Origin of the sequence: Rhodococcus sp. 06-462-5 (genome assembly GCF_002258315.1) — a bacterium.
In the GTDB taxonomy this organism is placed as follows: domain Bacteria; phylum Actinomycetota; class Actinomycetes; order Mycobacteriales; family Mycobacteriaceae; genus Rhodococcoides.
Genome location: NZ_NOYD01000038.1, coordinates 195,754 through 220,466 on the forward strand (window position 1 = coordinate 195,754; position 24,713 = coordinate 220,466).

Sequence of the window (24,713 nt, forward strand, 5' to 3'; positions counted from 1 at the left end):
AAGATCTGCGGATCGGACGGCGTCGACGTGCGGAGAAGGACGGTCGATAGACTTCCGGCATGCGTCTCGGTCGAATTGCAAGTCCTGATGGTGTGGCATTCGTGAGTATCGAAGGTGAGGGTGACTCGCAGACTGCGAAGGAAATCGCCGAACATCCCTTCGGCACACCTACATTCACGGGTCGGTCGTGGCCTCTGGCCGATGTGCGACTGCTCGCCCCCATCCTCGCCAGCAAGGTCATCGCCATCGGTAAGAACTACGCCGCGCACGTGGCCGAGATGGGCGGGGAGGCACCGAAGGACCCCGTGATCTTCATCAAGCCGAACACCTCCATCGTCGGCCCCGGTGCGGCCATCGTGCTGCCACCGTCCTCGAATGAGGTGCACTTCGAGGGTGAACTGGCGATCGTCATCGGCCGTCCTTGCAAGGACGTCCCCGCATCGAAGGCGTACGAGGTGGTGCTCGGATACACCGTCGCCAACGACGTCTCGGCCCGCGACCACCAGAAGCACGACGGACAGTGGACACGCGCCAAGGGACACGACACCTTCTGCCCACTCGGGCCGTGGATCGAGACCTCGCTCGACCCGACCGATCTCGAGATCAAGACCGAGGTCGACGGCGTGGTCAAGCAGCAGAGTCGCACTTCGCTTCTGCTGCACGACATTCCGAAGATCATCGAGTGGGTTTCCGCGGTGATGACACTGCTCCCCGGAGACGTCATTCTCACCGGAACCCCCGAGGGAGTCGGCCCCATCACCGACGGAGACAGCGTGTCGATCACCGTCGAGGGCATCGGTACCCTGACCAACCCCGTCGCAGCGAAGAAGTAGGGCGAGCATGACCACAGCAACAGATGTCCGCGTTCGGTTCTGCCCGTCGCCCACCGGTACCCCGCACGTCGGTCTGGTCCGAACCGCACTGTTCAACTGGGCGTTCGCAAGGCATCACGGCGGCACCTTCGTCTTTCGTATCGAGGACACCGACGCCGCACGCGACTCCGAGGAGTCCTACGCCGCCCTGCTCGACGCGTTGCGCTGGCTCGGCCTCGAGTGGGACGAGGGCCCCGAGGTGGGCGGCCCGTACGAGCCCTACCGTCAGTCGTTGCGTCGCGACCAGCACATCGCCGTCGTGCAGCAGTTGCTCGACGCAGGCGAGGCGTACGAGTCCTTCTCCACGCCCGAGGAAGTGGAAGCCCGTCACAAGGCAGCCGGACGCGACCCCAAACTCGGCTACGACAATTTCGACCGCGACCTGACGCCGGAGCAGCGACAGGGCTTTCGGGACGAGGGGCGCGGGGCCGTCGTGCGACTGCGGATGCCCGATCACGATCTGACGTGGAACGACCTGGTGCGCGGGGAGACCACGTTCAAGGCGGGGACCGTACCGGATTTCGCCTTGACCCGCGGCAACGGAGTTCCCCTGTACACGTTGGTCAATCCGGTCGACGACGCTCTGATGAAGATCACCCACGTGCTGCGCGGCGAGGACCTGCTGTCGTCGACGCCTCGTCAGCTCGCTCTCTACGAGGCACTGATCCGGATCGGTGTCGCAGAACGCACCCCCGAGTTCGGGCACCTGCCGTTCGTCATGGGCCAGGGCAACAAGAAGCTGTCCAAGCGTGACCCCGAATCGAATCTGTTCATCCACCGTGATCGTGGGTTCGTGCCGGAAGGCCTACTGAACTACCTCGCTCTTCTCGGGTGGGGCATCTCGGACGATCACGACGTCTTCTCGCTCGACGAGATGGTGGCGGCGTTCGAGATCTCGTCGGTCAATTCCAATCCGGCACGCTTCGACCAGAAGAAGGCCGACGCGATCAACGCCGAGCACATCAGGATGCTGGCGGCAGACGATTTCGCGGCGCGACTGCGCGAATACCTGGTCGCACAGGGCCATCTCACCGAGCCGATCGACGAGAAGATCTTCGCCGTCGCGGCCGATCTGGTGCAAACCCGCATCGTCGTCCTGTCGGACGCCTGGGGACTGCTGAAGTTCCTGTTCGTCGACGAGGCGGACTTCGAGATCGACCCTGCAGCCGCGGCGAAGAACCTCGGTGCCGATGCCGCACCCGTTCTCGACGCCACGATCGAGGCACTGACGGCGTTGCCGACCTGGACGACGGCCGACCTGGAGGCGACTCTCAAGGACGCGTTGATCGAGAAGCTCGAGCTCAAGCCGCGCAAGGCTTTCGCTCCGATTCGGGTGGGAGTGACCGGGTCGCACATCAGCCCGCCGCTGTACGAGTCCATGGAACTGCTCGGGCGCGAGAAGACCTTGGCGCGCCTGGCTGCAGCGCGCGCCCAGGTGGCGTGACGGCGCACGGTCGCCGGCGCATCCCGCTCCTCGGGGACAGCCTCGAATGAGTGTCTCCGATCGACTGGATCGACTCCAGCGCAGGCGGCCGGTTCTCGGGTTTCCCATTGCGGTGGTGTACAAGTTCGTCGACGATCAGGGCGGCTACCTCGCCGCCCTGATCACCTATTACGCCTTCGTCTCGCTGTTTCCTGCACTGTTGCTGTTCTCGACGGTGCTGGGCATCGTGTTGGCCGGTAGTCCGGAACTGCAGCAACAGATCCTCAACTCGGCGCTCGGTCAGATCCCGGTGATCGGCGACGAACTGGGCCGCCCCGAACGCATCGGTGGCGGCACCGTCGGTCTGGTGGTGGGTGTTCTCGGCTCCCTGTACGGCGGACTGGGGGTGGCCGTGGCGCTGCAGAACGCGATGAACACTGCGTGGACGGTGCCGAAGAACCTACGGCCCGATCCCATTCGGGCCCGGGTGCGCGGACTGGGTCTGTTGAGCACGGTCGGTCTTGCCGTCCTGGCCATCACGGCACTCAATGTGCTCAGCGCCGCAGGATATTTCGGTCCGGAATCCGGCCTCGTGGTGTTCGTGGTCGGCACGTTCTTCTACGTCGGCGTGTTCGTCGTGGCGTTCCGGCTCGCCACGGCGAGACCGGTGTCGATCCCCGAGGTTCTTCCCGGAGCCGTCGTCGCCGGGCTGATCTGGCAGCTGCTGCAGACTTTCGGCAGCGTCTACGTGAAGTACGTCGTCAGCAACGCGACCGTCACCAACGGTGTGTTCGCCGTCGTCCTGGGTCTGCTGGCGTTTCTGTACGTGACGTCGGTGTCGATCGTGATGTGCATCGAGATCAACGTGGTTCGCGTCGATCGGCTCTTTCCGCGAGCGTTGCTGGCACCGTTCACCGACGACGCCGAACTGACCGAGGGTGACAAGCTCACCTACACCGGACAGGCCGAAGCGCAACGCAGCAAGCCGTTCGAGGACATCGACGTGACGTTCGTCGACCCGCAGCGAACTCAATCCGAATCCGGCTCCGAACCGGCAGCCGAAACGCCGTAGAAGCGATCGATTCTCGTCTCCATCGGAAACCGGACGGCCGTATCGCCGAACATCAGCCGAGTTGCCGCCAACGCCGATTCTGCAATCGCCTCGGCGGCATACTCGGAATCGGCGACGGGACAGTGCACCACCACTTCGTCGTGCTGAAAGAACACCAACTCGCTGTGGGTCCGGGAGTCCTGGTCGCTCCTGCGGGCTCCGCTCCCGGAACTATGCTCGCTCCTGCGGGCTCCGCTCCCGGCCAACCGACCACGGAGATCGGCCAGCAAGCACAGCGCCCACTCGGCGGCGGTGGCCTGCACGACGAAGTTGCGAGTGAACCGGCCCCGCGCGTGCGCATCACCGGCCGACCACCACTGCGGCGTGGGTGGTGGGCAGGCCCGTCCGAGCCACGAACGAACGACCTCGCCCCGTTCACCGGCGCGGGCGGCTTCCTCCACCAAAGCGACGGCGCCGGGGAACGAGGCCCGTAGTCGCGTCAGCAGACCGCGCGCCTCGCCCGAGGTCGCGCCGTACAGCACCCCGAGAACGGCGACCTTGGCGTGGCTGCGATCGCCGCCGAAGGATGCTGCCGCCACCGGTGCATACAGATCTGCGGTGCCTGCAGCGGCGACCATACCGGGATCGCCGGACATCGCAGCGAGGATTCGTGGTTCGAGCTGACCGGCGTCGGCGGCCACGAAGGTGTAGCCCGGATCCGCTATCACACTGGCGCGCAAAGGTTTCGGAATCTGAAGGCCGCCTCCGCCGCGACTGGCCCACCGGCCCGACACCACAGCGCCGGGAACATAGACCGGACGGAAACGATCGTCGCGAACCCACGTGTCGAGCCATGCCCACCCGTTCGCGGCGTGCAGCTTCGAGAGATCGCGGTGGCGCAACAGCAGCGGAACCGCCGGGTGGTCGATGTCGCGGATGACGTGCGCGCGAGTCGATGTCAGTTCGATACCGACGCGCGCGAACGCGGCAACCAGCTCCACGGGCGAGGCGGGGTTGACGCGCCTGCCGAACGCCGAGGAGATCTGGTTCTCGAGCTCTACGAGAGCCGGGGGAGGAGAACCGTCGAGCGGCCGCGCACCGAGCATCGTGTCGAGATGGCGGCGATGCGCCGACGCCGAGAACGGCAACCCGTCGAAGGTCATCTCCGCTGCGGCCAGACCTCCGGCCGACTCGGCCGCCGCCAGCAGGTGCAGGGCGCGATCGTCACCGATGTCCCGAAGCTGACGCCGATACTCGGCGAGCACCGCCGCGGGATCGGAGTTCGGGTTCGCGTCGAACAGACCCGGTCGGAGGTCGGCGGGAGCCGACGGGACAGTCGCCGAGCCGGCCCGCATCGCCAGAATCGCACCGACCAGTGCGAGGTCGTGACAGCGGCGTACGCGTACCCCTCGTTCGAGCAACCGAGGGTAGATCCGGCTCGTGTCTTCCCATACCCACCTCGGCCGTTCGTCTCGCTCGAGCTCGGCAACGGCGGCGACCGGATCCTCGGCCACTGTGGGATCGCCCTGCGTCGAGCCGTCGTCGGCGAGGTACGTCAGCACGGCCTGCTCGTCCTGAGGGACGAGCAGAACCCTCATCGGACTCGGCCGGGTCTGCGATCGGTCACGGAGAACAAGTCTGCTCCACTTGTCGGAAATGGCGTCGAGGGGGCTCGCGGGCCCCCACGGGAGAGCGACTCAGGCCGCTCCCGACGCGTCCCCGGCGCGGTTTCGGTGGCTCTGAGCAGCCGATTTGGAGAATGGGTAGTCACCTTTGATAGTCTCTATCCCGGCTCGAAACGCAGTGCACATCGATCGTGATGTGCAATTCGATTCAAGTCCATTGGGGTATGGTGTAATTGGCAACACAGCGGTTTCTGGTACCGCCATTCTAGGTTCGAGTCCTGGTACCCCAGCGAGCAGGTGACGGCGATTTTGTCGCCGAGGCCGAGGCAGTTAAGCTGGCTCAGCGTTACAAGCTCGAACAACAATGCAGGTGAAGTTCCTGGCCCCGTCGTCTAGCGGCCTAGGACGCCGCCCTCTCAAGGCGGTAGCGCGGGTTCGAATCCCGTCGGGGCTACAACAGACAACACCCTCTCGATCCGCGGATCGAGAGGGTGTTGTCGTTTCGGTGCGGGCGTCTCAGACGCTCTTGCGGCGGAACATCTTCTGATGATCGGCCGGACCGTGGGCGTTGTTGACCTTCGGCCCACCGTCCTTGTGTTCGACGGAATTGTGGGACTTGCTGTTCTTCTGTTCCAGAACCTCGCGGAACTTCTTCTTCAGTTCTTCACTGCCGGATTCGGGCATGGGTGACTCCTCGCAGTCGACGACCGGCCGGGTAGGCCGCTCGAGACGAAGGTACCCCACTCTCGCAGCTCGATCAGCTCGTTTTCCTCGGGCCGAGAGGCCTGCGGCTTCGCCTCAGAGTCGCTTGTGCAGTGCGTCCGCTGCCGCCAGGAGATCTGCGGCCCAGCGCGCTCCGGGCTTGCGTCCGATCCGATCGATCGGTCCGGACACCGAGATCGCCGCCACCACAGAGTCGTTGCTGTCACGCACCGGCGCGGCGACGCTCGCGACGCCCGGTTCGCGCTCGCCCGCACTCTGTGCCCAACCGCGCCGCCGAACTTCGAGGAGAACACGCTCGCCGAATTCCGCATCGGGCAGAACTGTCCGTTGAGTCTGCGAATCCGCCCATGCAAGAAGGACTTTGGCACCCGATCCTGCCGTCATCGGCAGACGTGCGCCGACCAGCACGGTGTCTCGAAGTCCGGTCGGCGGCTCCATGGACGCCACACACACCCGCACCGTCCCTTCGCGACGATAGATCTGCACACTCTCGCCGGTGATTTCGCGCAGGCGTGGAAGCACCGAGGCGGCAGCGTCGAGAAGCGCGTCCGATGCGCTCGCCGCAAGCTCGCCCAGTCCCGGCCCGGTACGCCACAGGCCGTCGGCATCTCGAGTCAGAAGCCGGTGGGTCTCCAGGCCGACCGCGAGGCGGTGAGCGGTGGCCCGTGGCAGGCTCGTTCGAGCGCACAGATCGTTGAGATTGCAGGGCTTCTCGGCCACCGCGTGCAGCACAGTCATCGCCTTGTCGAGGACACCGATACCGCTCGATTTGTCGACGAGGCCATTGGGGCTATGCTGTCTCATAGAACGATATTAGCCTCCCGAATGCTGAGATTGCACAACTACGTGATCTTCGGTGCGCGTCAGGGGCATGATGTCGAGACGATCACGCGAGGTGGACCGGCCCGTTCACCGGCGCGACGACGAGACGGAAAGACGAGGTCCGCGACAGCGATGTCCGAAACACCGAAGACTTTGGCGGAGAAGGTATGGGACCAGCACGTGGTGGTCCGAGGCGGCGGAGAAGGCGGAGCGCGTGAGCCGGACCTGATCTACATCGACCTCCATCTGGTGCACGAGGTGACGAGCCCGCAGGCATTCGACGGACTTCGCCTGGCCGGCCGCGGACTCCGGCGTCCCGATCTGACGATCGCGACCGAGGACCACAACGTCCCGACGGCCGACATCTTCGCGCCCATCGCCGATCTGGTCTCGCGGACACAGGTCGACACACTTCGACGCAACTGCGAGGAATTCGGTGTCCGGCTCTACCCGATGGGCGATCTCGATCAGGGCATCGTGCACATCATCGGCCCGCAGCTGGGTCTCACCCAGCCCGGCATGACCGTGGTGTGCGGAGACAGTCACACCTCGACGCACGGTGCCTTCGGCTCGATCGCAATGGGCATCGGCACCAGCGAGGTCGAGCACGTCATGGCCACGCAGACCTTGTCGTTGCGTCCTTTCAAGACCATGGCGATCACCGTCGACGGTGAGCTCGCCCCCGGTGTGACGAGCAAGGACCTCATCCTTGCCGTCATCGCACAGATCGGCACCGGCGGCGGTCAGGGCTACGTCCTCGAGTACCGCGGTGAGGCCATTCGCAAGCTGTCGATGGAAGCGCGAATGACCATCTGCAACATGTCGATCGAGGCCGGAGCGCGGGCAGGCATGATCGCACCCGACGAGGTCACCTACGAGTACCTGAAGGGACGCCCGCACGCTCCCCAGGGAGCCGACTGGGACGCGGCGGTGGCCGCGTGGGACGAACTGGCGACCGACCCGGATGCGGTGTTCGACAACGAGGTCCACATCGACGCCGACACGTTGACGCCGTTCGTCACGTGGGGAACGAATCCGGGTCAGGGTGCGCCACTTGGCGATACGGTGCCCGATCCGGAGGCGATGGTCGACGAGAGCGAGCGGGTGGCAGCCCAGAAGGCTCTGCAGTACATGGGTCTCGAAGCGGGCACACCCATCCGCGAGATCGCCGTCGACACCGTGTTCGTGGGCTCGTGCACCAACGGTCGAATCGAGGATCTGCGAGCCGTCGCGTCCGTTCTCGAAGGGCACCGGGTTGCCGACGGAGTGCGAATGCTGGTGGTACCCGGTTCCATGCGGGTGCGAGCGCAGGCAGAAGAGGAAGGTCTGGGCGAGATATTCACGGCCGCAGGAGCGGAGTGGCGTCAGGCCGGTTGCTCGATGTGCCTGGGAATGAATCCGGACCAACTGGCGTCGGGCGAGCGATCGGCGTCGACGTCCAACCGGAATTTCGAGGGTAGGCAGGGCAAGGGCGGTCGCACTCATCTCGTGTCACCGTTGGTAGCAGCGGCAACGGCAATCCGCGGAACCCTGTCCTCTCCGGCGGATCTCGCGTAAACGCGTCTTCGCTCGGATCGATCGAACTCAGAGGAGCACATTCGATGGAAGCTTTCACTAGACACACCGGTATCGGAGTTCCGCTCCGGCGGTCCAACGTCGACACCGACCAGATAATCCCCGCGGTCTACCTCAAGCGCGTCACGCGCACGGGATTCGAGGACGGGTTGTTCGCCGCCTGGCGCTCGGACCCGAACTTCATCTTGAACCTCGAGCCCTACAACCGAGGCTCGGTGCTCGTCGCCGGGCCTGATTTCGGTACGGGATCGTCACGCGAGCATGCCGTCTGGGCACTCTCGGACTTCGGATTTCGGGTTGTGATCGCCTCCCGTTTCGCCGATATCTTTCGCGGAAACTCGGGCAAAGCCGGGCTGCTGGCCGCCGAAGTGGATCAGTCGGACGTCGAATTGCTGTGGAAAGCCTTAGAAGAACAGCCCGGTCTGGAAATAATTGTCGACCTCGTCGACAAGACCGTAACGGCTGGAACGTTGGTGGTGCGCTTCGCGATTGACGACTACACGCGGTGGCGGCTGCTGGAGGGTCTGGACGACATCGGATTGACATTACGCCAGGTAGAGGCCATTACGGAGTACGAAAAGTCAAGGCCTTCATACAAACCCCTGACCCTTCCGGCGCGGATCGAGACACCCGCCGAAAGCTGACCGGGCAGCGGTCCGACACGCTTTGCGGCCGTGAATCATTCCGCGACACCGGAATGAAAATTGGCGTGGCGCATAGACTCTTGACGACTTGGGGTTTACCGTTGTAGTAGTCGGTCCGACGATGGGCCACCATATAGCGGAGGAAATCCATGAACAAGGCAGAGCTGATTGACGCCCTGACCGAGAAGTTGGGGTCTGATAGGCGGAGCGCCACAGAGGCTGTCGAGAACATCGTCGACACCATCGTGCGCGCAGTACACCGCGGCGAGAGTGTCACGATCACGGGCTTCGGCGTGTTCGAGCAGCGTCGTCGCGCAGCCCGCGTTGCCCGTAACCCCCGCACCGGTGAGACCGTTCGCGTGAAGCCGACCAACGTTCCGGCATTCCGTCCGGGTGCACAGTTCAAGGCCGTCATCGCAGGCGGACAGAAGTTGCCCGCCACCGGTCCTGCCGTCAAGCGCGGTGCGGCTGCGGCTCCGGCCAAGAAGACTGCAGCGGCGAAGAAGACGGCGGCAAAGAAGGCTGCCGTGAAGACGACCGCCCGCAAGGCAACCACCGCTGCCGCCAAGAAGGCAGCACCGGCCAAGACCACGGCTCGCAAGGCAGCGGCTCCCGCAAAGACCGCAGCCAAGAAGGCAGCTCCCGCGAAGACCACCGCGCGCAAGACCGTTGCGAAGAAGGCTCCGGCCAAGACGACTGCGCGCAAGGCCGCAACGACTGCTGCTCCCGCCAAGAAGGCTCCGGCCAAGACAGCGGCCAAGAAGACCGTAGCCAAGAAGGCTCCGGCCAAGAAGGCTCCGGCCAAGAAGGCTCCCGCGAAGCGCGCAGCGAAGAAGTAGAGCCTGCATGCTTCACGTGTGACCGCGTGAACACCGCAGAAGGCCCCCGACTCGGAGATCGAGTCGGGGGCCTTCTGTCGTTCGTGTTACGCCGCTCAGCTGTCTGCGGTGAGGGTGGGCAATGGACTGGCGATGTGGTCGGCAGCGATGAGCCTGCCGTCACGGCGTGAGAGCACCCATACGCTGCCCTTGCGGTTTCTGTTGGCGGGCAACGTGATTCCGTCCTTCTCGGCCCACCAACGCATCAAGTCGGGAATCACTTTTCCCTGGCTGCAGACAACGGGGGTGCCGGGCAGTTCGGCAATGTCGCGAGCGCGATGGCGTCCCTTGCGAGGGTCGTCGGCGTACCCTTCCTCGGACAGCAGGTGCTCGGGAGTGATGTCCACCCCCAACGATTCGGCGAACGGAGCAACTGTCTGGACGCATCGAGCGCGGTCGGCGGCATACACGGCATCGCCGCCGAAGGCCCGAAGCAACGAGACCAACGACTCTGCCTGTCGTCGTCCGGTCCTGTCGAGTGGACGGTCCACGTCGTTCCCCTTGAACCGCGAGCGCGACCCGGCACTGCCGTGCCGAACCAACAGCACCGTGGAGGTGTCGGCAGGCTTGGCCACGAACCGACGAAGGATCTTGTGGTCCATGGGATACGAGAGTTCGCGGCCGACGTCCTCCGGTGCCACCCAGCGCAGTTCGTCCACCTCGGCATTGGGGACGAACTCACCCCCGGTGACCTCTGCTGCCCAGTACAGCACCTTCTTGACCCGACGGTGCCCCGGAATCGGGTAGGTGACGTAGGACAGCGACCGTCCCAGTCGTGAGTCGAATCCGGTCTCCTCCTTGACCTCTCGGACCGCTGCGTCCACAGCTGTTTCACCGGGATCGAGCTTTCCCTTGGGGAACGACCAGTCGTCGTACTTGGGCCTGTGCACCAGGGCGACCTCGACTCCCGAGTCGCCGCTCGGCGAACGACGCCACAGGATCGAGCCGGCCGCGAAGATGTTGGCGCGGGGAGAACCGTCGGAAGTGCCCATCAGGACGCCTGATTCCTCCGACTGCGCATCAGGTCGACCTGATGTTCACGAACCTTCTCGCCCCGAGCCGGTGACGCGACCCAGCCGCCGTCCGGTCCCAACTCCCAGCACCGAGTGGTGGGGTCGAGGGCAGAATCGAAGATGTCGCTCAGCTGGTTCGCAAGTCGCGGATCCTTGACTTGAGCCATCACCTCGACTCGGCGATCGAGGTTGCGGTGCATCATGTCTGCGCTGCCGATCCAGAACTCGTCCGCACCCTGGAAGTGCAGAACTCGCGAGTGTTCGAGGAATCGGCCGAGGATGGAGCGAACTTCGATGTTCTCCGACAGACCGGGAACTCCTGGCTTGAGTGCACAGATTCCGCGCACCACCACCTTCACCGGGACTCCCGCCATCGATGCTCGGTAGAGCGCGTCGATGACCTGTTCGTCGACCAGGGCGTTGGCCTTGAGGCGGATTCCGGCCGCTCGGCCCTCCTTGAGGTGTTCGACCTCCGCTTCGATTCGCTCGACGATGCCGCGCCGCACCCCGTACGGGGCGACGAGAAGGTTGCGGTACTTGGACTTTCGCGAGTATCCGGTCAGCGAGTTGAACAGATCGGTGAGGTCGGCTCCGATTTCGGGCGACGAGGTCAGCAGGCCCACGTCCTCGTAGATACGTGCTGTCTTGGGGTTGTAGTTGCCGGTACCGATGTGGCAGTACCGGCGAATGACGGACCCCTCTCGGCGCACGACCAGGCAGGTCTTGCAGTGCGTCTTGAGGCCGACGAGGCCGTACACCACGTGCACGCCCGCCTTTTCGAGCTTGCGCGCCCACTCGATGTTGGCCTGTTCGTCGAAGCGCGCCTTGATCTCGACCAGTGCAACGACCTGCTTGCCCGCTCCGGCGGCATCGACGAGCGCGTTGACGATCGGGGAATCTCCCGAGGTCCGATAGAGCGTCTGCTTGATGGCGAGCACCTGCGGGTCGGCCGCGGCCTGCTCGATGAAGCGCTGAACGCTGGTGGAGAAGGAATCGTACGGATGATGTACCAGGACATCGCCGTCGCGCAGAGTGGAGAAGACACTCTTGGGGGTCTCGCGCTCACCGAATGCCGGGTGGGTGGCCGGGACGAAAGGGGCATCCTTGAGGTTGGGACGGTCGACGCTGTAGACCTGCCACAGGCACGACAGATCTAGCAGTCCGGGGACCTGAATGACGTCGCCTGGATCGACATCGAGTTCGCGAAGCAGCAATTCGAGCATGTGCTCGGTCATGTCGTCGGCGATCTCGAGACGGACCGGCGAGCCGAAGCGTCTGCGGGCGAGCTCTCGCTCCAGTGCCTGCAGGAGGTCCTCGTCGCGGTCTTCCTCGACCTCGAAATCGGCATTGCGCGTGATTCGGAACGCGTGGGACTCGACGACCTCCATGCCGGGGAAGAGGACGTGGAGGTGAGCCGAGATCAATTCCTCCATCGACAGGAAGGCGTCGATGCGGTGAGTGCCCTCGCCGCGCTTGACCCGCACGAAGCGATCCACGTTGTCGGGAACCTTCACGCGGGCGAAGTGCTCACCGGTCGTGGAGTAGTCCTTCACTGTCACAGCGAGATTGAGGCTCAGGCCGCTGATGTACGGGAAGGGGTGAGCCGGGTCGACGGCCAGCGGCGTGAGAACCGGAAAGACCTGCTCGGTGAAGTACTCCGACAGCCGTTCGCGTTCGTCGCTGTCCAGATCGGACCACCGGATGATCGCGATGCCCTCGGCGGTGAGCTCGGGCAGGATCGAATCGAGCAGCACTCGGGCATGTTTGAGCGCGAGCTCCTGGGTGCGCTGCCCGATCACCGCGAGTTGCTCGCGCGGAGTCATACCATCCGCGGAGCGAACCGACAGACCGGTTTCGTCGCGACGCTTGAGGCCGGCGACCCGGACCATGTAGAACTCGTCGAGATTCGATGCGTAGATCGCGAGGAACTTCGCCCGCTCGAGCAAGGGGAGCGAGGAGTCCTGCGCGAGCGCGAGAACACGCGAGTTGAAGTCGAGCCAGCTCAATTCCCGGTTCAGGTAGCGATTTTCGGGAAGAACGGTGGCAGCGTCCACCGATTCCGGTGTGGCGGCCGGTAGTGCGGACGGGATGCTCGGCATCGTCGACGCGATCGGAGCGCTCCACGCCGGCTCCGAACCGTTGGCCTTCCCGGTCTCGATCGGCGGATCCTGGTTCGCTGGCTGCACGTCGTCTTTGCTCACCGCACGATCATCCCCCATACCCGGCGTCGGTGAAACTCCGATGGCCGAACTCGGGTCGGCGATCACTCGACTGCCGTGGCGGCACGCACCGTCATGCAGTCGTCGCAGATGCCTCGTCACTCCACCCGAGCGAGTGGAGGACGGCCGCCGTCGCCGGTCCGACTCCGAGACGGTGCGCTCGACGGACGTCGTCGGCGGTGTCGACGTCCAGACGAAGACCGGGCCACGCGCCGTCGAGTTCCTGTGCGCCCGAATCGGTGTGGCGGCGTGCGGAGCCTCGTCCGAACAGTGGCTCCAGCTCGTCGGGGGAGTCCTTGAGGATGAGGGCCGCGGTTCCCGTGCCGTGATGGTCGACCACGACCGATCTGCCTCCACGTCGAGCGTAGCTGTAGGCCTGGGCGAGTTCTGCCGAACGCATCGCCGGAAGGTCTGCTTGCAACGCGATGATGTCGACGCGGCCCGCGGTGACGGTCTCGCCCCCACGGACGTCCGCGCCTACCTGGCCGTGACGCAGTACGTGCGCCGCGGATGCGAACGCGTGATTGAGGCGTTCGTCCGGTCGCAGTGCAGGATCGCGGACCGGTTCGTCGAAGACTCGTGCACCGATTCTGCGGGCGGTCTCCGCGACCAGAGGATCCGGGGTGACCACCGTGACCGAATCGACCACCGACACCGCGTCTGCGGCCGCCACGGTGTCGCTGAGCATCGCGAGAACCAATCGCGTCCGGTCGGGTGCCGAGAACTCCGCAGCCAAGCGCGACTTCGCCGCGGTGAGATCCTTCACCGCGATGAGAACCCTGACGTCGCGGTGGGCAGGGCTCGGCGCTGCGCCCGCCCGGTCGACGTCGTCGTCTCGTGATGCACCCATGGTGCTCGATCCTGCCAGCGCCTTCGGATCTGTGCCGACTCCGACCGCCCGAGCAGGTCTGCGAGTTAGGGTGATGCGCGCGTGGACAGGGCATCGGCGAAGTAGGCGAGGGGTTGGCGGAATGAGCAGAGCAGCGGTATTGGGGTCGGGTTCGTGGGGGACCGCATTCGCCAAGGTGTTGGCCGATGCCGGAACGGACGTCACCATGTGGGCCCGCCGCGAGGAACTCGCTGCTTCCATCACCGACGACCACGAGAACAAGGACTACCTTTCGGGAATCGAACTGCCGTCGTCGATCCGCGCGACGAGTGACCCCGTCCGTGCACTCGACGGAGCCGACATCGTGGTGCTGGCCGTGCCGTCGCAGAGTCTGCGGGCCAATCTGGGGGCGTGGACCGACTCCATCCCGCCCCACGCGACGTTGCTCTCCCTGGCGAAGGGAATCGAGACCGGAACACTCATGCGGATGAGCCAGGTGATCGCTCAGGTCACCGGTGCGGATCCCAGCCGGGTCGCGTGCCTGTCCGGGCCCAACCTTGCCCGCCCGATCGCCGAGGGTCAGCCCGCCGCGACCGTCATCGCGTGCTCCGACTCCCAGCGGGCCCTCGAGATTCAGAAGTCCTGTGCCACCGGATATTTCCGGCCCTACACCAACAGTGATGTCATCGGTGCCGAGATCGGTGGTGCCTGCAAGAACGTCATCGCGCTCGCCTGCGGGATGGCCGCAGGCGTCGGCTACGGCGAGAACACCCTCGCGTCGATCATGACCAGGGGTCTGGCCGAGATCATCCGCCTCGGAGTAGCCCTCGGTGCCAAGCCGTCGACGCTGTCGGGCCTGGCCGGCGTGGGCGACCTGGTCGCCACCTGCTCGTCACCCCTCTCGCGCAATCGCACCTTCGGAGAACGCCTGGGTTCGGGAGGCTCCCTCGAGAGTGCGCAGGAAGCAGCGCACGGGCAGGTTGCCGAGGGCGTCAAGTCCTGTACCTCGGTGCGTGCGCTCGCCGAGAGCTACGACGTCGAGATGCCGCTGACCGACGCCGTGCATCGCGTCTGTCACGGCGGCATGTCCGTACCGGATGCGGTCGGGCACCTGCTGGGACGTCGTATCAAGCCCGAGTGAGGCAGTGATCGCGGTCTCGCGACGAACAGGGCGAATCCGCGTTCGACGACCCGCGGCGGTACGGTTTCTCATCGTGAGTACTCCCCGCATCAAAGTTGCCGTCGTCTTCGGGGGCCGCAGCAGCGAGCACGCTGTGTCCTGTGTATCGGCAGGTAGCGTGCTGCAGAACCTCGATCCGGCCAAGTACGAGGTGGTCCCGGTGGGAATCACCGCGGACGGTGCCTGGGTACTCGGCTCCTCCGACATCGACGCGCTGACGATTCACGATCGGATACTGCCGACCGTGGACAAGACCGGCCCAGCGCTTGCTCTCAGTACGAACCCGGGCCATGCCGGCGCTCTACTCGCCCTCGGCGAGGGGGAAGGCGGGAAGGTGCTCGCATCCGTCGACGTCGTGTTCCCGGTTCTGCACGGACCGTACGGCGAGGACGGCACCCTGCAGGGACTGCTCGAGATGGCAGGTGTTCCGTACGTCGGGCCGGGTGTGCTGGCCAGCGCTGCGGGGATGGACAAGGAATTCACCAAGAAGTTGCTCGGTGCCGAAGGATTGCCGATCGGTCGTCAGGTGGTACTCCGACGCGCCGTCGACGACCTGACGGCCGCCGAGCGTGACCGAATCGGCCTGCCCGCATTCGTCAAACCGGCCCGAGGCGGATCGTCCATCGGAATCTCGCGCATCACCGCGTGGGACCAACTCCCCACCGCGATCGCCGTCGCACGCGAACACGACCCCAAGGTCATCGTCGAAGGCATGATCCACGGCCGCGAGGTCGAGTGCGGAGTGCTCGAATTTCCCGACGGCACCGTCCGCGCGAGCGCCATCGCCGAGATCCGAATTCCCGACGCGGACATCGACGATCATGCCTTCTACGACTTCGACACCAAGTACCTCGACGATGTCAGTGAGTTCGACATCCCGGCTGCCCTCGACGACGCCACGAGCGACCGCATTCGGGAACTCGCCGTCGCCGCCTTCCGCGCGTTGGACTGCCAGGGTCTGGCGCGAGTGGATTTCTTCGTCACCGAGCACGGTCCGGTCATCAACGAGATCAACACGATGCCCGGGTTCACGTCGATCTCGATGTACCCCAAGATGTGGGCGGAATCCGGCGTCGACTACCCGAGTCTCATCGCCACCCTGATCGACACCGCTCTCGCCCGCGGTACCGGTTTGCGTTAGAGCTGTTGCGCCCCAGCGCTACTGCAACGGAGCCGGATCGAGAGGCTGTTGGGGCAGCGCGTCGGACACGGCCGAGGACGCGTCCTGCAACGGGGTGGGGCCCGAGTCGCCCGGAATCGTCAGGGCAACGTACACGCCGCGATCGACGACGAACCACGTGCTGGCGTCGATCCCGTCGTCTGCACCGGAGACCTCGAACCATTGAACGCCGTTGATCACCTGTAGCGGCGCAGCCACATCGAACCCGATCGGCCGGGGCAGTCCGCAGCGCAACACGACCGGCTCGGCGTTCTCCTCGGCCGAGACCCACGCGCGGACTCCGGCCGGGGCCGGGTCGGCCAGCTCGGCTCTCGTGTAATCGCCGAGGTTCTCGGGCAAGGCGTCGAGCAGGGACGTGCACTGCGCACTCGCGGCATCGGGGGAGTCGACCGGGCCAAGCGCCACCGGATCCTGGACGGGTGAGCGGTTGACCGCGATGGCGGCCACCAGAACTCCGACCACCAGCGCGACCGGTAGCGCGATCGCGGTGGCGATGACCGCGGGATGGCGCTGCTCGCGAGTGGCCTCGGTCTCGGCCGAGATGTCTTCGGTGCCGGCGTCGTTGCCGGTGTCGGGTGAACTCACGAGCTATCCGACGGACGTCGTCGACTGCGGGGCCACCGGGCAGGTGAGGGTGCGAGTGATGGCATCGACCTTCTGGATGCGGGCGACGATCTCGGCGATCTGGGCGTCGGAGGCACCGTCGGCGCGCGCGATCACGTCGTAGGGCCCGACCACTGCCTCCGCCGACACGACACCGTCGACGGCCTCGATCTGCTGTGCGACGGCCGTCGCACGGCCGACCTCGGTCTGAACGAGAACGAATGCTTGCACCATCGGTGGTCCCTTTCCCCTGCCGGACTTCTCGACTGTAGGTTGAGTCGACTACGTTCTCTTCGCACGTAACCTGCTGCATCGGTGCTGTCCCGACCGCCGCTAAAAGGTACCGCAGGCGCGGCGCTCGCTCCGCGTGAGACCGTCGCGCACGCACCGCGTTCTCAGGGAGGAACATCATCGACGACACCGTCATCGACTCGGCCACCGGCGGCGAGCGCACCGTCGCGCAGGTCGGCGAATTCGACGTGATCGCCCGCGCCATCGCAGACCGCGAGCAGCCACCGTCGACCATCGTCGGGCCGGGCGACGACGCAGCCGTCGTCGCCGCGTCCGACGGTCGAATCGCCGCGTCCACCGACATGTTGGTGCACGGCAGGCACTTTCGGCTGGACTGGTCGAGTCCGATACAGATCGGCCGCAAGGCGATCGCGCAGAACGGCGCGGACATCGCCGCAATGGGTGCCCAGTGCTCGGGCTTTCTCGTCTCTCTCGGATGCCCGGCCGACACGCCGGTGAGCGTGACCGACGGTCTCAACGAGGGCATGTGGCTCGAGGCAGTTGCTGCCGGATCGGCCGTCGTCGGCGGCGATGTGGTGCAATCGCCGGAGCTGGTGATCTCGATCACCGCGCTCGGCGATCTTCAGGGTCGGGCCCCGGTTCTTCGATCGGGAGCGTGTGCAGGCGATGTGATCGCGTACGCGGGACGGCTCGGCTGGTCCGCGGCCGGACTGGCCCTCCTGCTCGGTGACAGGGACAGAACCGGACACGACGCCGTGCTGGACGCGCACCGAGTGCCTGTCCCTCCGTATTGCGCCGGCATCGACGCCGCAGAGGCGGGAGCGACCTCGCTCACCGACGTCTCCGACGGGCTCCTGGCCGATCTCGGCCACATCGCCGACGCATCGGGCGTGCTGCTGGATGTCGACCCCGACCTGTTGGACATCCCCCTCGAAGTGCGGTCGGCAGCAACGCTGATGGGGCACGATCCGCTGGACTGGGTCCTCACCGGAGGGGAGGATCACGCTCTCGTCGGCACGTTCCCCGACGCCGCCGCCGTTCCCCGGGGATGGACGGTGATCGGCCGCGTCGAGCGCGAAGACGGTGAGCAGGCGGGTCGCGTGACGGTCGGCGGAGAAGTCCACGCGGGTAGATCGGGATGGTCGAGTTTCGAGAGCGAGTGAACGCGGGGCGGGTCGATCGAGTCGGCTAAGTTGCAGAGATGGCTATCTATGCGCTCGGTGATCGCGAACCCGACATCCACCCCGACGCCTACGTCCATCCCGACGCCGTCGTCATCGGAGCGGTGACCTTGGCTGCCGGATCGTCGGTGTGGCCCACTGCAGTCTTGCGGGCCGACTACGGCACCATCTCGATCGGCGAGGGCACCAACGTGCAGGACGGAACCGTGGTGCACTGCACCCCGATCGACGCAACGGTCATCGGATCCGGGTGCGTACTGGGCCACAATGCGCACGTCGAGGGTGCGACCATCGGGGACAACTGCCTCATCGCGTCGGGCTCGGTCGTACTGAACGGATCGAAGATCGGGGCGGGCTCGATCGTCGGCGCGGGCGCGGTGGTGCCGTTCAAATTCGTCGTTCCCGAACGTTCCATGGCGCTCGGCGTACCCGCCAAGATCCGCGAGGGCTACCAGGTTCCCGAGGGGCATGTCGACATCAACGTGCAGATGTACTCGGCCAACGCCGCGTACTACCGTGACGCGCTGCGCCGGATCGATCGGTGACGCCTCGGCCGCTCTCCGAGAGCGTCGAGTCGGGCTGGGCGGCTGCCCTCGCTCCGGTCGAGACGAATGTCGCTGCGATGGGCGACTTCCTGCGAGCCGAGCTCGCCGCGGGACGACACTACCTGCCCGCGGGTGAGAACGTGCTGCGTGCTTTTCGCTACCCCTTCGATCGGGTTCGCGTGCTCATCGTCGGTCAGGATCCGTATCCCACGCCGGGACATGCAGTGGGCCTGAGCTTTTCGGTCGCGCCCGACGTGCGACCCGTACCGCGGAGTCTGAGCAACATCTTCAAGGAGTACTCGGACGACCTGGGCCTGCCCACGCCGAGCACCGGCGATCTCACGCCCTGGTCGGAGCAAGGGGTGATGCTGCTCAACAGGGTGCTCACCGTCGAACCGTCGCAGGCGGCGTCACACCGTAAGAAGGGGTGGGAAGCGGTGACGGAGCAGGCGATTCGGGCACTGGTCGCCCGAGCGGAGAACCCCGATGCGCCCGGACTGGTGGCAGTTCTCTGGGGACGTGACGCGGCAACCCTGAAGCCGATGCTCGGATCGGTGCCCTTCATCGAATCCGCTCATCCGTCACCGCTGTCCGCCTCACGCGGGTTCTTCGGATCCAAGCCCTTCAGCCGCGTCAACGAACTATTGGTCGAGGGCGGAGACGAACCGATCGACTGGACGCTGCCGTGACCGGTTCAGGAGAAGTCGGGACGACGCTTCTCGACGAACGCGTCGACGCCTTCACGTCCGGCAGGTGACGACGCAGCGGCCGATATCGAGGCAGCTTCGGCGTCCAATTGTTCTGTCAGAGTGGCTGATTCGGAGGTTCCGAGCAGTCTCTTGATGCCCTGGTACGCAGATGTCGGTCCGTTGGCAAGGGTTCGAGCGAGGCGCTCGGCCTCACTGTCGACGATATCGTCGCCCACCAGCCGGCTGAGGATTCCGAGGCGAACGGCGTCCTCTCCGTTGATGATCGAGTCACCCAGAAGAATGTCCATCGCGCGGCCCGAACCGACGATGCGGGGGAGTGTCCAGGACATTCCCCCGTCCGGAGTGAATCCGATCGAGGGGTACGCGGGGCGCAGTTTGGTCGACGGTCCGCCGATGGCGATGTCGGTGAGACAGACCAGACTCATGCCTGCCCCGGCCGCCCAGCCGTGAACACCGGCGACGACCGGGACGGTGACGGCGGCCAGTTCGCGGACGAATGCATGGAACGTGTCGGCGACCGATCCGACGAATGCGCCGCGGTCTTCGGCTCCGGCGAAGTCACGGACGTTTCCGCCTGCGCAGAAGTTGGGACCGCGGCCGATGAGGAGCACGCTTCCGATAGCGGTGGTGCCGGCGTTGACGGATCGCAGTGCCGCCGTGCCGCCGTCGATGCCGTCGAGGTCGAGCGAGGCACCGCCGGCCTCGGTGGCTACGACGATGCGCAATACGCCGTCCTCGATGCTGACCTTGCTGGGGCTGTAATCATCCGAATCGCTCACGCTCGGAACTCTAATGGACGTCCAAGTGTTCGACTGCACCGACGACTGTGCCCCGCCTCCGAGTACGGGGGCGGGGCACAGATCTCGCACGCGAGGAACGCCGTGGAGGAAAACGAAGAGCGAGGCCGAAATCAGCCCCGGACCACCTTGCCTGCCTTCAAGCAGGAGGTGCACACGTTCATGCGCTTGGAGTTACCAGGCGCAACCTGAGCGTGAACGGTCTGGATATTCGGGTTCCAACGACGGTTGGTCCGTCGGTGCGAGTGCGAGACCGACTTACCGAAGCCGGGCCCCTTGGCGCATACGTCGCAGACGGCAGCCATAGTCGCGAACTCCTTGATAGATGTTGATCGATACATGTGGTCGAAGACATCGAAACGAACTACGAGCAGATGCAAGGATTGCAATGCGTGAAGATCGCCTCGAGGCAACCCTGCAAGAATAGCGGCGCCGCACGCAATCACCAAACCGCCACGGCAGACGCTGCGTGAGGGCTCACGGAGGGCGCACCACCGATCATGCCCGACTAAGCTTCGGGCACTGTCCGCGAGGGAGTTCGGACGAGGCGGATGCGACGCGGGGGGAGGCTGGCCGAGGTGGTCGACGTTCTCGAATCGATCGATGCCGCGGCCCTGCGACGGTGGGCCTACCACTGCGTCGATTCCCTCACCGCGCGGTGCGACGAGATCAATGCACTCAACGTGTTCCCCATTCCCGACTCGGACACCGGCACCAACCTCATGTTCACCTTCCGCGCCGCGGTGGAATCGATGCGCGCGGCGGGGCCCACTGCGGACGCCCGCACCATCGGGCGGGCACTGGCCGTGGGGGCGGTCGCGGGTGCGCGAGGCAACTCGGGAGTGATCGTGTCCCAGCTGTTGCGCGCCGTAGCCGAGGCCGCAGCGGACGGCCCCCTGGACACGGTGTCGATTCAGGCGATGTTGCGTCGAGCGAGAGTCCTGGTCGCGGGCGCGGTCAGCGTTCCCGTCGAGGGCACGATGCTCACCGTTCTGGCCGCCGCCGATCGCGAGGCCTCGGCCCACGATGCCAATGTCAGCCTTTCCTCGCTGGTGGTCGACATCGCCGAGGCCACCGCTCGCGCTGTCGACAGCACGACGGACCAACTCGCCGAACTCCGGGAAGCGGGTGTCGTGGACGCAGGAGCTCTCGGTCTCTCGGTGATCGTCGATGCGTTCGTGGAGGTGGTGATCGGCCGCACTCCGCCGCGTCGGCGATACCGTCGCCCACACGAGCACGAACGCCGGACGGTCGGCGATGCGTCGACCGTCTCGTCGGACTGCGGCGGTGCACCCGAGTCGGTGTCGGGATACGGGTCACCTCGCCCCCTCGGGTACGAGGTGGTCTACGTCGTGCACGGCATGGACGACGCGGGGGCGGCGGAGCTTCGCCGGGCCCTTGCCGACATCGGAGATTCGGTCGTGGTCGCCGGTGACGGTTCCGGGGCCTGGTCCGCGCACGTACACACCACCGACCCCGGTGGTGCCGTCGATCGCGGGATCGCTGCCGGAGATGTTCGCGGAGTGCGTATCTCGTGTTTCGGTCTGGCCGAGCTCGCCGGATCCGTGCGCCCCGAAGAGCACGACGCAGCAGCGTTGTCGGTGGGTCGCGATATTTTGGCGCTGGTGGCCGGTGACGGTGCTGCGGATCTCTACGTTCAGGAAGGCGCGACGGTGGTGCGGTGCGACGAGGCGATCGACTCATCGGTGCTGCATCGAGCGATCGTCGGGATGAAGCATCGCGAGGTGTTGGTGCTGCCGAACGGCGCGTTGTCGGCGCAGGAACTCGTTGCCGTCGGCGCAGCTGCCCGAGCGGACGGCAAAGACGTGGTCATGTTGCCGTGCTCGGCGATGGTGCAGGGTTTGGCCGCGCTCGCGGTGCACGATGCCGCCCGGGCCGCAGTCGACGACGCGTTCACGATGTCCGAGGCCGCGGCGGGAACGAGGTGGGGTTCTCTGCGTATCGCACAGGAGCGATCGCTGACGTGGGTCGGTACGTGCGAGCCTGGCGACTGCATCGGGCTCGCAGGGCAGGAGGTGGTGATCGTCGCCGCTCGTCCGCTCGATGCCGGGTGTCGGTTGCTCGATCAGCTCCTGGCCACCGGAGGGGAGCTGGTGACGGTGCTCGTCGGGGCCCAGGCGTCGGATGACTTCGGTGATCGGTTGGCGGAGTACGTGTCGGGCGCACATCCCGGAGTCGACGTGGTGGTCTATACAGGTGGGCAGCCGGGGGATCTCGTGCAATTCGGAGTGGAATAGGGAATCTCGGACAATGGCAACGCTGGTGGACCGGCTCGATGACGTCCTCGGAGCCGCGGCGGCGACGCCGCTGGCGGACGTCTTCGGTATTCACACCGTCGAGGAACTGCTTCGGCACTATCCGCACCGTTACATGACGCACGGTTCGGAGCTGGGGGAGAAGGAGCCGCCCGAGGGCGAGCACATCACCATCGTCGCCACGGTCGAGTCCGCGACGCTGCGTTCGATGAAGAACCGCAACGGGCAGTTCCTCGCAGTGACACTCGCCGCCGACGGACAGCGGATCGACGCCACCTTCTTCAGTCCGCACAAGCTCAAGCACGTCCTGGTACCCGGTCGCCGAGGAATGTTCTCGGGGAAGGTCAAGTACTTCGGCAAGCGCTGGAATCTCACCCACCCCAGCTACGTGATTCTCGGCGGAGACGACAACGACGGTGCCGTCGTGCCCGCAGGAAGAATCGTCGGCGGCGGCACCCTGGCCGGACTCGCCCGTGGCTCGGTCGATTCTTCGGGAGCCGTCGACATGTCGGTGTTCGATCGTGCGTTCGTGCCCATCTACCCGGCCGCGAAGGACGTCGAGAGCTGGACCTTCATGCGCTGCGTTCGGCAGGTGCTCGACCGACTCGACGACGTGGTCGATCCGCTGCCCGAGTCGGTACGAGCGCAGCGCGGTCTCGTCGACATCGACACCGCGCTGCGGTCGGTCCATTTCCCGGATACCGCACAGGACAAGGACTCCGCGCGCGAGCGGTTGAAGTTCGACGAGGCGCTCGCCGTTCAGCTCGTCCTCGCCGACCGCCGACGAGACGCGTCCACCCGGTTGGCAGCGCGATGCCCACCGATCACCGACGGTATCGCCGCGGAGTTCGATCGACGTCTGCCGTTCGAGTTGACGGCCGGCCAGCACCAGGTCGCAGCCGAGATCGCCCACGATCTGTCGGCACCGCATCCGATGTCGCGGCTGTTGCAGGGTGAGGTCGGCTCGGGCAAGACGATCGTTGCGCTGCGGGCGATGCTGCAGGTGATCGATGCCGGGCATCAGTGTGCGTTGCTCGCACCGACGGAGGTTCTCGCCTCACAGCACGCGCGCTCGATTCGGTCGATGCTCGGGAGCCTCGCGGCCGGCGGCGAGCTCGGATCGCACGAGCTGGCGACCAAGGTCGCCCTGTTGACCGGCTCGATGTCCACCGCGGCAAAGCGGTCCGCGCTGCTCGATGCCGTCACCGGTGACGCGGGCATCCTGATCGGTACCCACGCCCTGATCGAGGACCGCGTCGAATTCCTCGATCTCGCGATGGTCGTCGTCGACGAACAGCACAGGTTCGGCGTCGAGCAGCGAGATGCGTTGCGCGCCAAGGCTCGCGACAACACCAGTCCGCACCTGCTGGTGATGACCGCGACTCCTATTCCGCGGACCATCGCGATGTCGACCCTCGGCGACCTCGAGACGTCGGTGCTGACCGAACTTCCCCGCGGTCGATCGCCCATCGTCAGCAACGTGGTGCCTGCCAGGAGCAAACCGGGCTGGGTGGACCGAGCGTGGCAGCGTATTCACGAAGAAGTGGCAGCCGGTCGCCAGGCCTACGTGGTGTGCTCCCGCATCGGCGACGACGAGGACACGGAGACCGGGAAGAAGAGCGCTGCGAAGAAGAAGAGCGCGAGCTCGGAGGACGGCCCCGAGACGACGGCTGCGGTGGACCTGTACGAGACGCTCTCCACCGGACCGATGCACGATCTGCGCGTGGGGCTGCTGCACGGACGACTGTCGGGAGACGACAAGGACATCACCATGTCCGAGTTCAACTCCGGCGAGATCGACGTCCTGGTCTGCACCACGGTGGTCGAAGTGGGAGTGGACGTTCCCAACGCGACGGTCATGGTCATCATGGATGCGGACCGTTTCGGGGTGAGCCAACTGCATCAGTTGCGAGGCCGGATCGGCCGAGGCGGGCACCAGGGCCTGTGCATCATGATCAGCTATCTCAGCCCCGCCGGCGGCTCCTTCGCCCGGCTCGAGGCGGTGGCCGCGACCAACGACGGTTTCGAGTTGGCCAAGCTGGATCTGGCGACTCGTCGCGAGGGCGACGTTCTCGGTGCTGCACAGTCGGGCACCGTCAGCGGCTTGCGGCTGCTCTCGTTCATCGACGACGAGGACATCATCGCCGACGCGCAGGACTGCGCACGGTCACTGTTCGCGCGGGACCCGTCGCTGGCGAACGATCCCGGCATCGCGTCGATGATGCGTTCGGCTTGGCGATCGGATCGAGTCGATTATTTGCAGAAGTCCTGACGTAGGGACTCACTGCACCGTTTCAGTGGAGGAAATCGAGCAC

At 65.7% G+C, this 24,713-nt stretch carries 23 protein-coding genes and 2 tRNA genes; 15 read left to right on the forward strand and 10 right to left on the reverse strand.

What is annotated here, in order from left to right; all coding sequences use genetic code 11:
• Positions 1-59 precede the first annotated feature (59 nt).
• Genes CH251_RS18160 through CH251_RS18170 form a run of 3 tightly spaced genes read left to right on the forward strand, consistent with a single transcriptional unit; the run spans position 60 to position 3,367 of the window.
• Positions 60-833, forward strand: coding sequence for a fumarylacetoacetate hydrolase family protein (locus tag CH251_RS18160; protein ID WP_094614349.1), 774 nt, complete (start codon positions 60-62; stop codon positions 831-833).
• Positions 834-840: 7 nt separating this feature from the next.
• Complete coding sequence (gene gltX / locus CH251_RS18165) at positions 841-2,316, forward strand: glutamate--tRNA ligase (RefSeq protein ID WP_094614350.1); 1,476 nt, start codon at positions 841-843, stop codon at positions 2,314-2,316.
• A gap of 46 nt (positions 2,317-2,362) precedes the next feature.
• Positions 2,363-3,367, forward strand: coding sequence for a YihY/virulence factor BrkB family protein (locus CH251_RS18170; RefSeq protein WP_179273386.1), 1,005 nt, complete (start codon positions 2,363-2,365; stop codon positions 3,365-3,367).
• Here the strand turns inward: CH251_RS18170 and CH251_RS18175 are convergent.
• Positions 3,325-4,944, reverse strand: a complete 1,620-nt coding sequence (locus tag CH251_RS18175; RefSeq protein WP_094614351.1) for a bifunctional 3'-5' exonuclease/DNA polymerase — start codon at positions 4,942-4,944, stop codon at positions 3,325-3,327. The two genes, CH251_RS18170 and CH251_RS18175, sit on opposite strands and share 43 nt — an antisense overlap.
• 245 nt (positions 4,945-5,189) lie before the next feature.
• On the opposite strand from CH251_RS18175, the gene CH251_RS18180 reads away from it, so the two are divergent.
• Positions 5,190-5,261 (forward strand) — tRNA-Gln (locus CH251_RS18180).
• A gap of 91 nt (positions 5,262-5,352) precedes the next feature.
• Positions 5,353-5,425 (forward strand) — tRNA-Glu (locus CH251_RS18185).
• Between the two features lie 62 nt (positions 5,426-5,487).
• Here CH251_RS18185 and CH251_RS27580 read toward each other — a convergent pair.
• Positions 5,488-5,655 carry a DUF5302 domain-containing protein gene (locus CH251_RS27580; RefSeq protein WP_170946045.1) on the reverse strand — a complete coding sequence of 56 codons (168 nt, stop codon included), beginning with the start codon at positions 5,653-5,655 and terminating at the stop codon, positions 5,488-5,490.
• A 114-nt stretch (positions 5,656-5,769) separates the two neighbouring features.
• The gene (locus tag CH251_RS18190; RefSeq protein WP_094614352.1) at positions 5,770-6,498 is read right to left on the reverse strand and encodes an IclR family transcriptional regulator; all 729 of its coding nucleotides are present in this window, start codon (positions 6,496-6,498) and stop codon (positions 5,770-5,772) included.
• A 150-nt stretch (positions 6,499-6,648) separates the two neighbouring features.
• Here CH251_RS18190 and leuC point away from each other — a divergent pair, with 150 nt between their 5' ends.
• From leuC to CH251_RS18205, 3 genes are all read left to right on the forward strand, one after another.
• Complete coding sequence (gene leuC / locus CH251_RS18195) at positions 6,649-8,073, forward strand: 3-isopropylmalate dehydratase large subunit (RefSeq protein ID WP_094614517.1); 1,425 nt, start codon at positions 6,649-6,651, stop codon at positions 8,071-8,073.
• Positions 8,074-8,117: 44 nt separating this feature from the next.
• Positions 8,118-8,735: a 3-isopropylmalate dehydratase small subunit gene (gene leuD, locus CH251_RS18200; protein ID WP_094614353.1), complete on the forward strand. Its 618-nt coding sequence runs from the start codon at positions 8,118-8,120 to the stop codon at positions 8,733-8,735.
• 149 nt (positions 8,736-8,884) lie between these two features.
• A complete protein-coding gene (locus CH251_RS18205) occupies positions 8,885-9,574 on the forward strand; it encodes an HU family DNA-binding protein (RefSeq protein WP_032397768.1) in 690 nt (229 codons plus the stop codon).
• Between the two features lie 95 nt (positions 9,575-9,669).
• On the opposite strand, the gene CH251_RS18210 is transcribed toward CH251_RS18205, so the two are convergent.
• From CH251_RS18210 to cofC, 3 genes are all read right to left on the reverse strand, one after another.
• Positions 9,670-10,605: an NUDIX hydrolase gene (locus CH251_RS18210; RefSeq protein ID WP_094614354.1), complete on the reverse strand. Its 936-nt coding sequence runs from the start codon at positions 10,603-10,605 to the stop codon at positions 9,670-9,672.
• Positions 10,605-12,785 carry an RNA degradosome polyphosphate kinase gene (locus CH251_RS18215; RefSeq protein WP_373454968.1) on the reverse strand — a complete coding sequence of 727 codons (2,181 nt, stop codon included), beginning with the start codon at positions 12,783-12,785 and terminating at the stop codon, positions 10,605-10,607. The genes CH251_RS18210 and CH251_RS18215 overlap by 1 nt, the downstream gene beginning before the upstream one ends.
• Positions 12,786-12,918: 133 nt before the next feature.
• Positions 12,919-13,713: a 2-phospho-L-lactate guanylyltransferase gene (cofC, locus tag CH251_RS18220; RefSeq protein WP_373454969.1), complete on the reverse strand. Its 795-nt coding sequence runs from the start codon at positions 13,711-13,713 to the stop codon at positions 12,919-12,921.
• A gap of 103 nt (positions 13,714-13,816) precedes the next feature.
• Between cofC and CH251_RS18225 the strand changes: the two genes are divergently transcribed.
• Together CH251_RS18225 and CH251_RS18230 are read left to right on the forward strand one after the other, a co-directional pair.
• The gene (locus tag CH251_RS18225) at positions 13,817-14,815 is read left to right on the forward strand and encodes an NAD(P)H-dependent glycerol-3-phosphate dehydrogenase (RefSeq protein ID WP_094614356.1); all 999 of its coding nucleotides are present in this window, start codon (positions 13,817-13,819) and stop codon (positions 14,813-14,815) included.
• 73 nt (positions 14,816-14,888) lie between these two features.
• Positions 14,889-15,995, forward strand: a complete 1,107-nt coding sequence (locus CH251_RS18230) for a D-alanine--D-alanine ligase family protein (protein ID WP_256979153.1) — start codon at positions 14,889-14,891, stop codon at positions 15,993-15,995.
• Positions 15,996-16,013: 18 nt separating this feature from the next.
• Here CH251_RS18230 and CH251_RS18235 read toward each other — a convergent pair whose 3' ends face one another.
• Together CH251_RS18235 and CH251_RS18240 are read right to left on the reverse strand one after the other, a co-directional pair.
• The gene (locus CH251_RS18235; RefSeq protein WP_256979172.1) at positions 16,014-16,577 is read right to left on the reverse strand and encodes a DUF3515 domain-containing protein; all 564 of its coding nucleotides are present in this window, start codon (positions 16,575-16,577) and stop codon (positions 16,014-16,016) included.
• 45 nt (positions 16,578-16,622) lie between these two features.
• Positions 16,623-16,871 carry an Lrp/AsnC ligand binding domain-containing protein gene (locus CH251_RS18240; RefSeq protein ID WP_094614359.1) on the reverse strand — a complete coding sequence of 83 codons (249 nt, stop codon included), beginning with the start codon at positions 16,869-16,871 and terminating at the stop codon, positions 16,623-16,625.
• Positions 16,872-17,062: 191 nt separating this feature from the next.
• Here CH251_RS18240 and CH251_RS18245 point away from each other — a divergent pair, with 191 nt between their 5' ends.
• The 3 genes from CH251_RS18245 to CH251_RS18255 are packed head-to-tail and all read left to right on the forward strand — an operon-like array spanning position 17,063 to position 19,304.
• Entirely contained in the window at positions 17,063-18,052 is a 990-nt protein-coding gene (locus CH251_RS18245; protein WP_306436849.1) for a thiamine-phosphate kinase, read from the forward strand.
• A 38-nt stretch (positions 18,053-18,090) separates the two neighbouring features.
• Positions 18,091-18,615 carry a gamma carbonic anhydrase family protein gene (locus CH251_RS18250; protein WP_045195621.1) on the forward strand — a complete coding sequence of 175 codons (525 nt, stop codon included), beginning with the start codon at positions 18,091-18,093 and terminating at the stop codon, positions 18,613-18,615.
• Complete coding sequence (locus CH251_RS18255; protein ID WP_032397775.1) at positions 18,612-19,304, forward strand: uracil-DNA glycosylase; 693 nt, start codon at positions 18,612-18,614, stop codon at positions 19,302-19,304. The genes CH251_RS18250 and CH251_RS18255 overlap by 4 nt, the downstream gene beginning before the upstream one ends.
• 5 nt (positions 19,305-19,309) lie before the next feature.
• Here the strand turns inward: CH251_RS18255 and CH251_RS18260 are convergent, their stop codons facing one another.
• Together CH251_RS18260 and rpmB are read right to left on the reverse strand one after the other, a co-directional pair.
• Positions 19,310-20,104 (reverse strand): enoyl-CoA hydratase/isomerase family protein, encoded by a 795-nt coding sequence (locus tag CH251_RS18260; protein ID WP_094614361.1) that lies wholly within the window; start codon positions 20,102-20,104, stop codon positions 19,310-19,312.
• Positions 20,105-20,235: 131 nt separating this feature from the next.
• Entirely contained in the window at positions 20,236-20,427 is a 192-nt protein-coding gene (gene rpmB, locus CH251_RS18265; RefSeq protein WP_008717389.1) for a 50S ribosomal protein L28, read from the reverse strand.
• A 246-nt stretch (positions 20,428-20,673) separates the two neighbouring features.
• Here rpmB and CH251_RS18270 point away from each other — a divergent pair, with 246 nt between their 5' ends.
• Together CH251_RS18270 and recG are read left to right on the forward strand one after the other, a co-directional pair.
• Complete coding sequence (locus CH251_RS18270; protein ID WP_094614362.1) at positions 20,674-22,380, forward strand: DAK2 domain-containing protein; 1,707 nt, start codon at positions 20,674-20,676, stop codon at positions 22,378-22,380.
• A gap of 13 nt (positions 22,381-22,393) precedes the next feature.
• Positions 22,394-24,670, forward strand: coding sequence for an ATP-dependent DNA helicase RecG (recG, locus tag CH251_RS18275; RefSeq protein ID WP_094614363.1), 2,277 nt, complete (start codon positions 22,394-22,396; stop codon positions 24,668-24,670).
• The last annotated feature ends 43 nt before the right edge of the window (positions 24,671-24,713 follow it).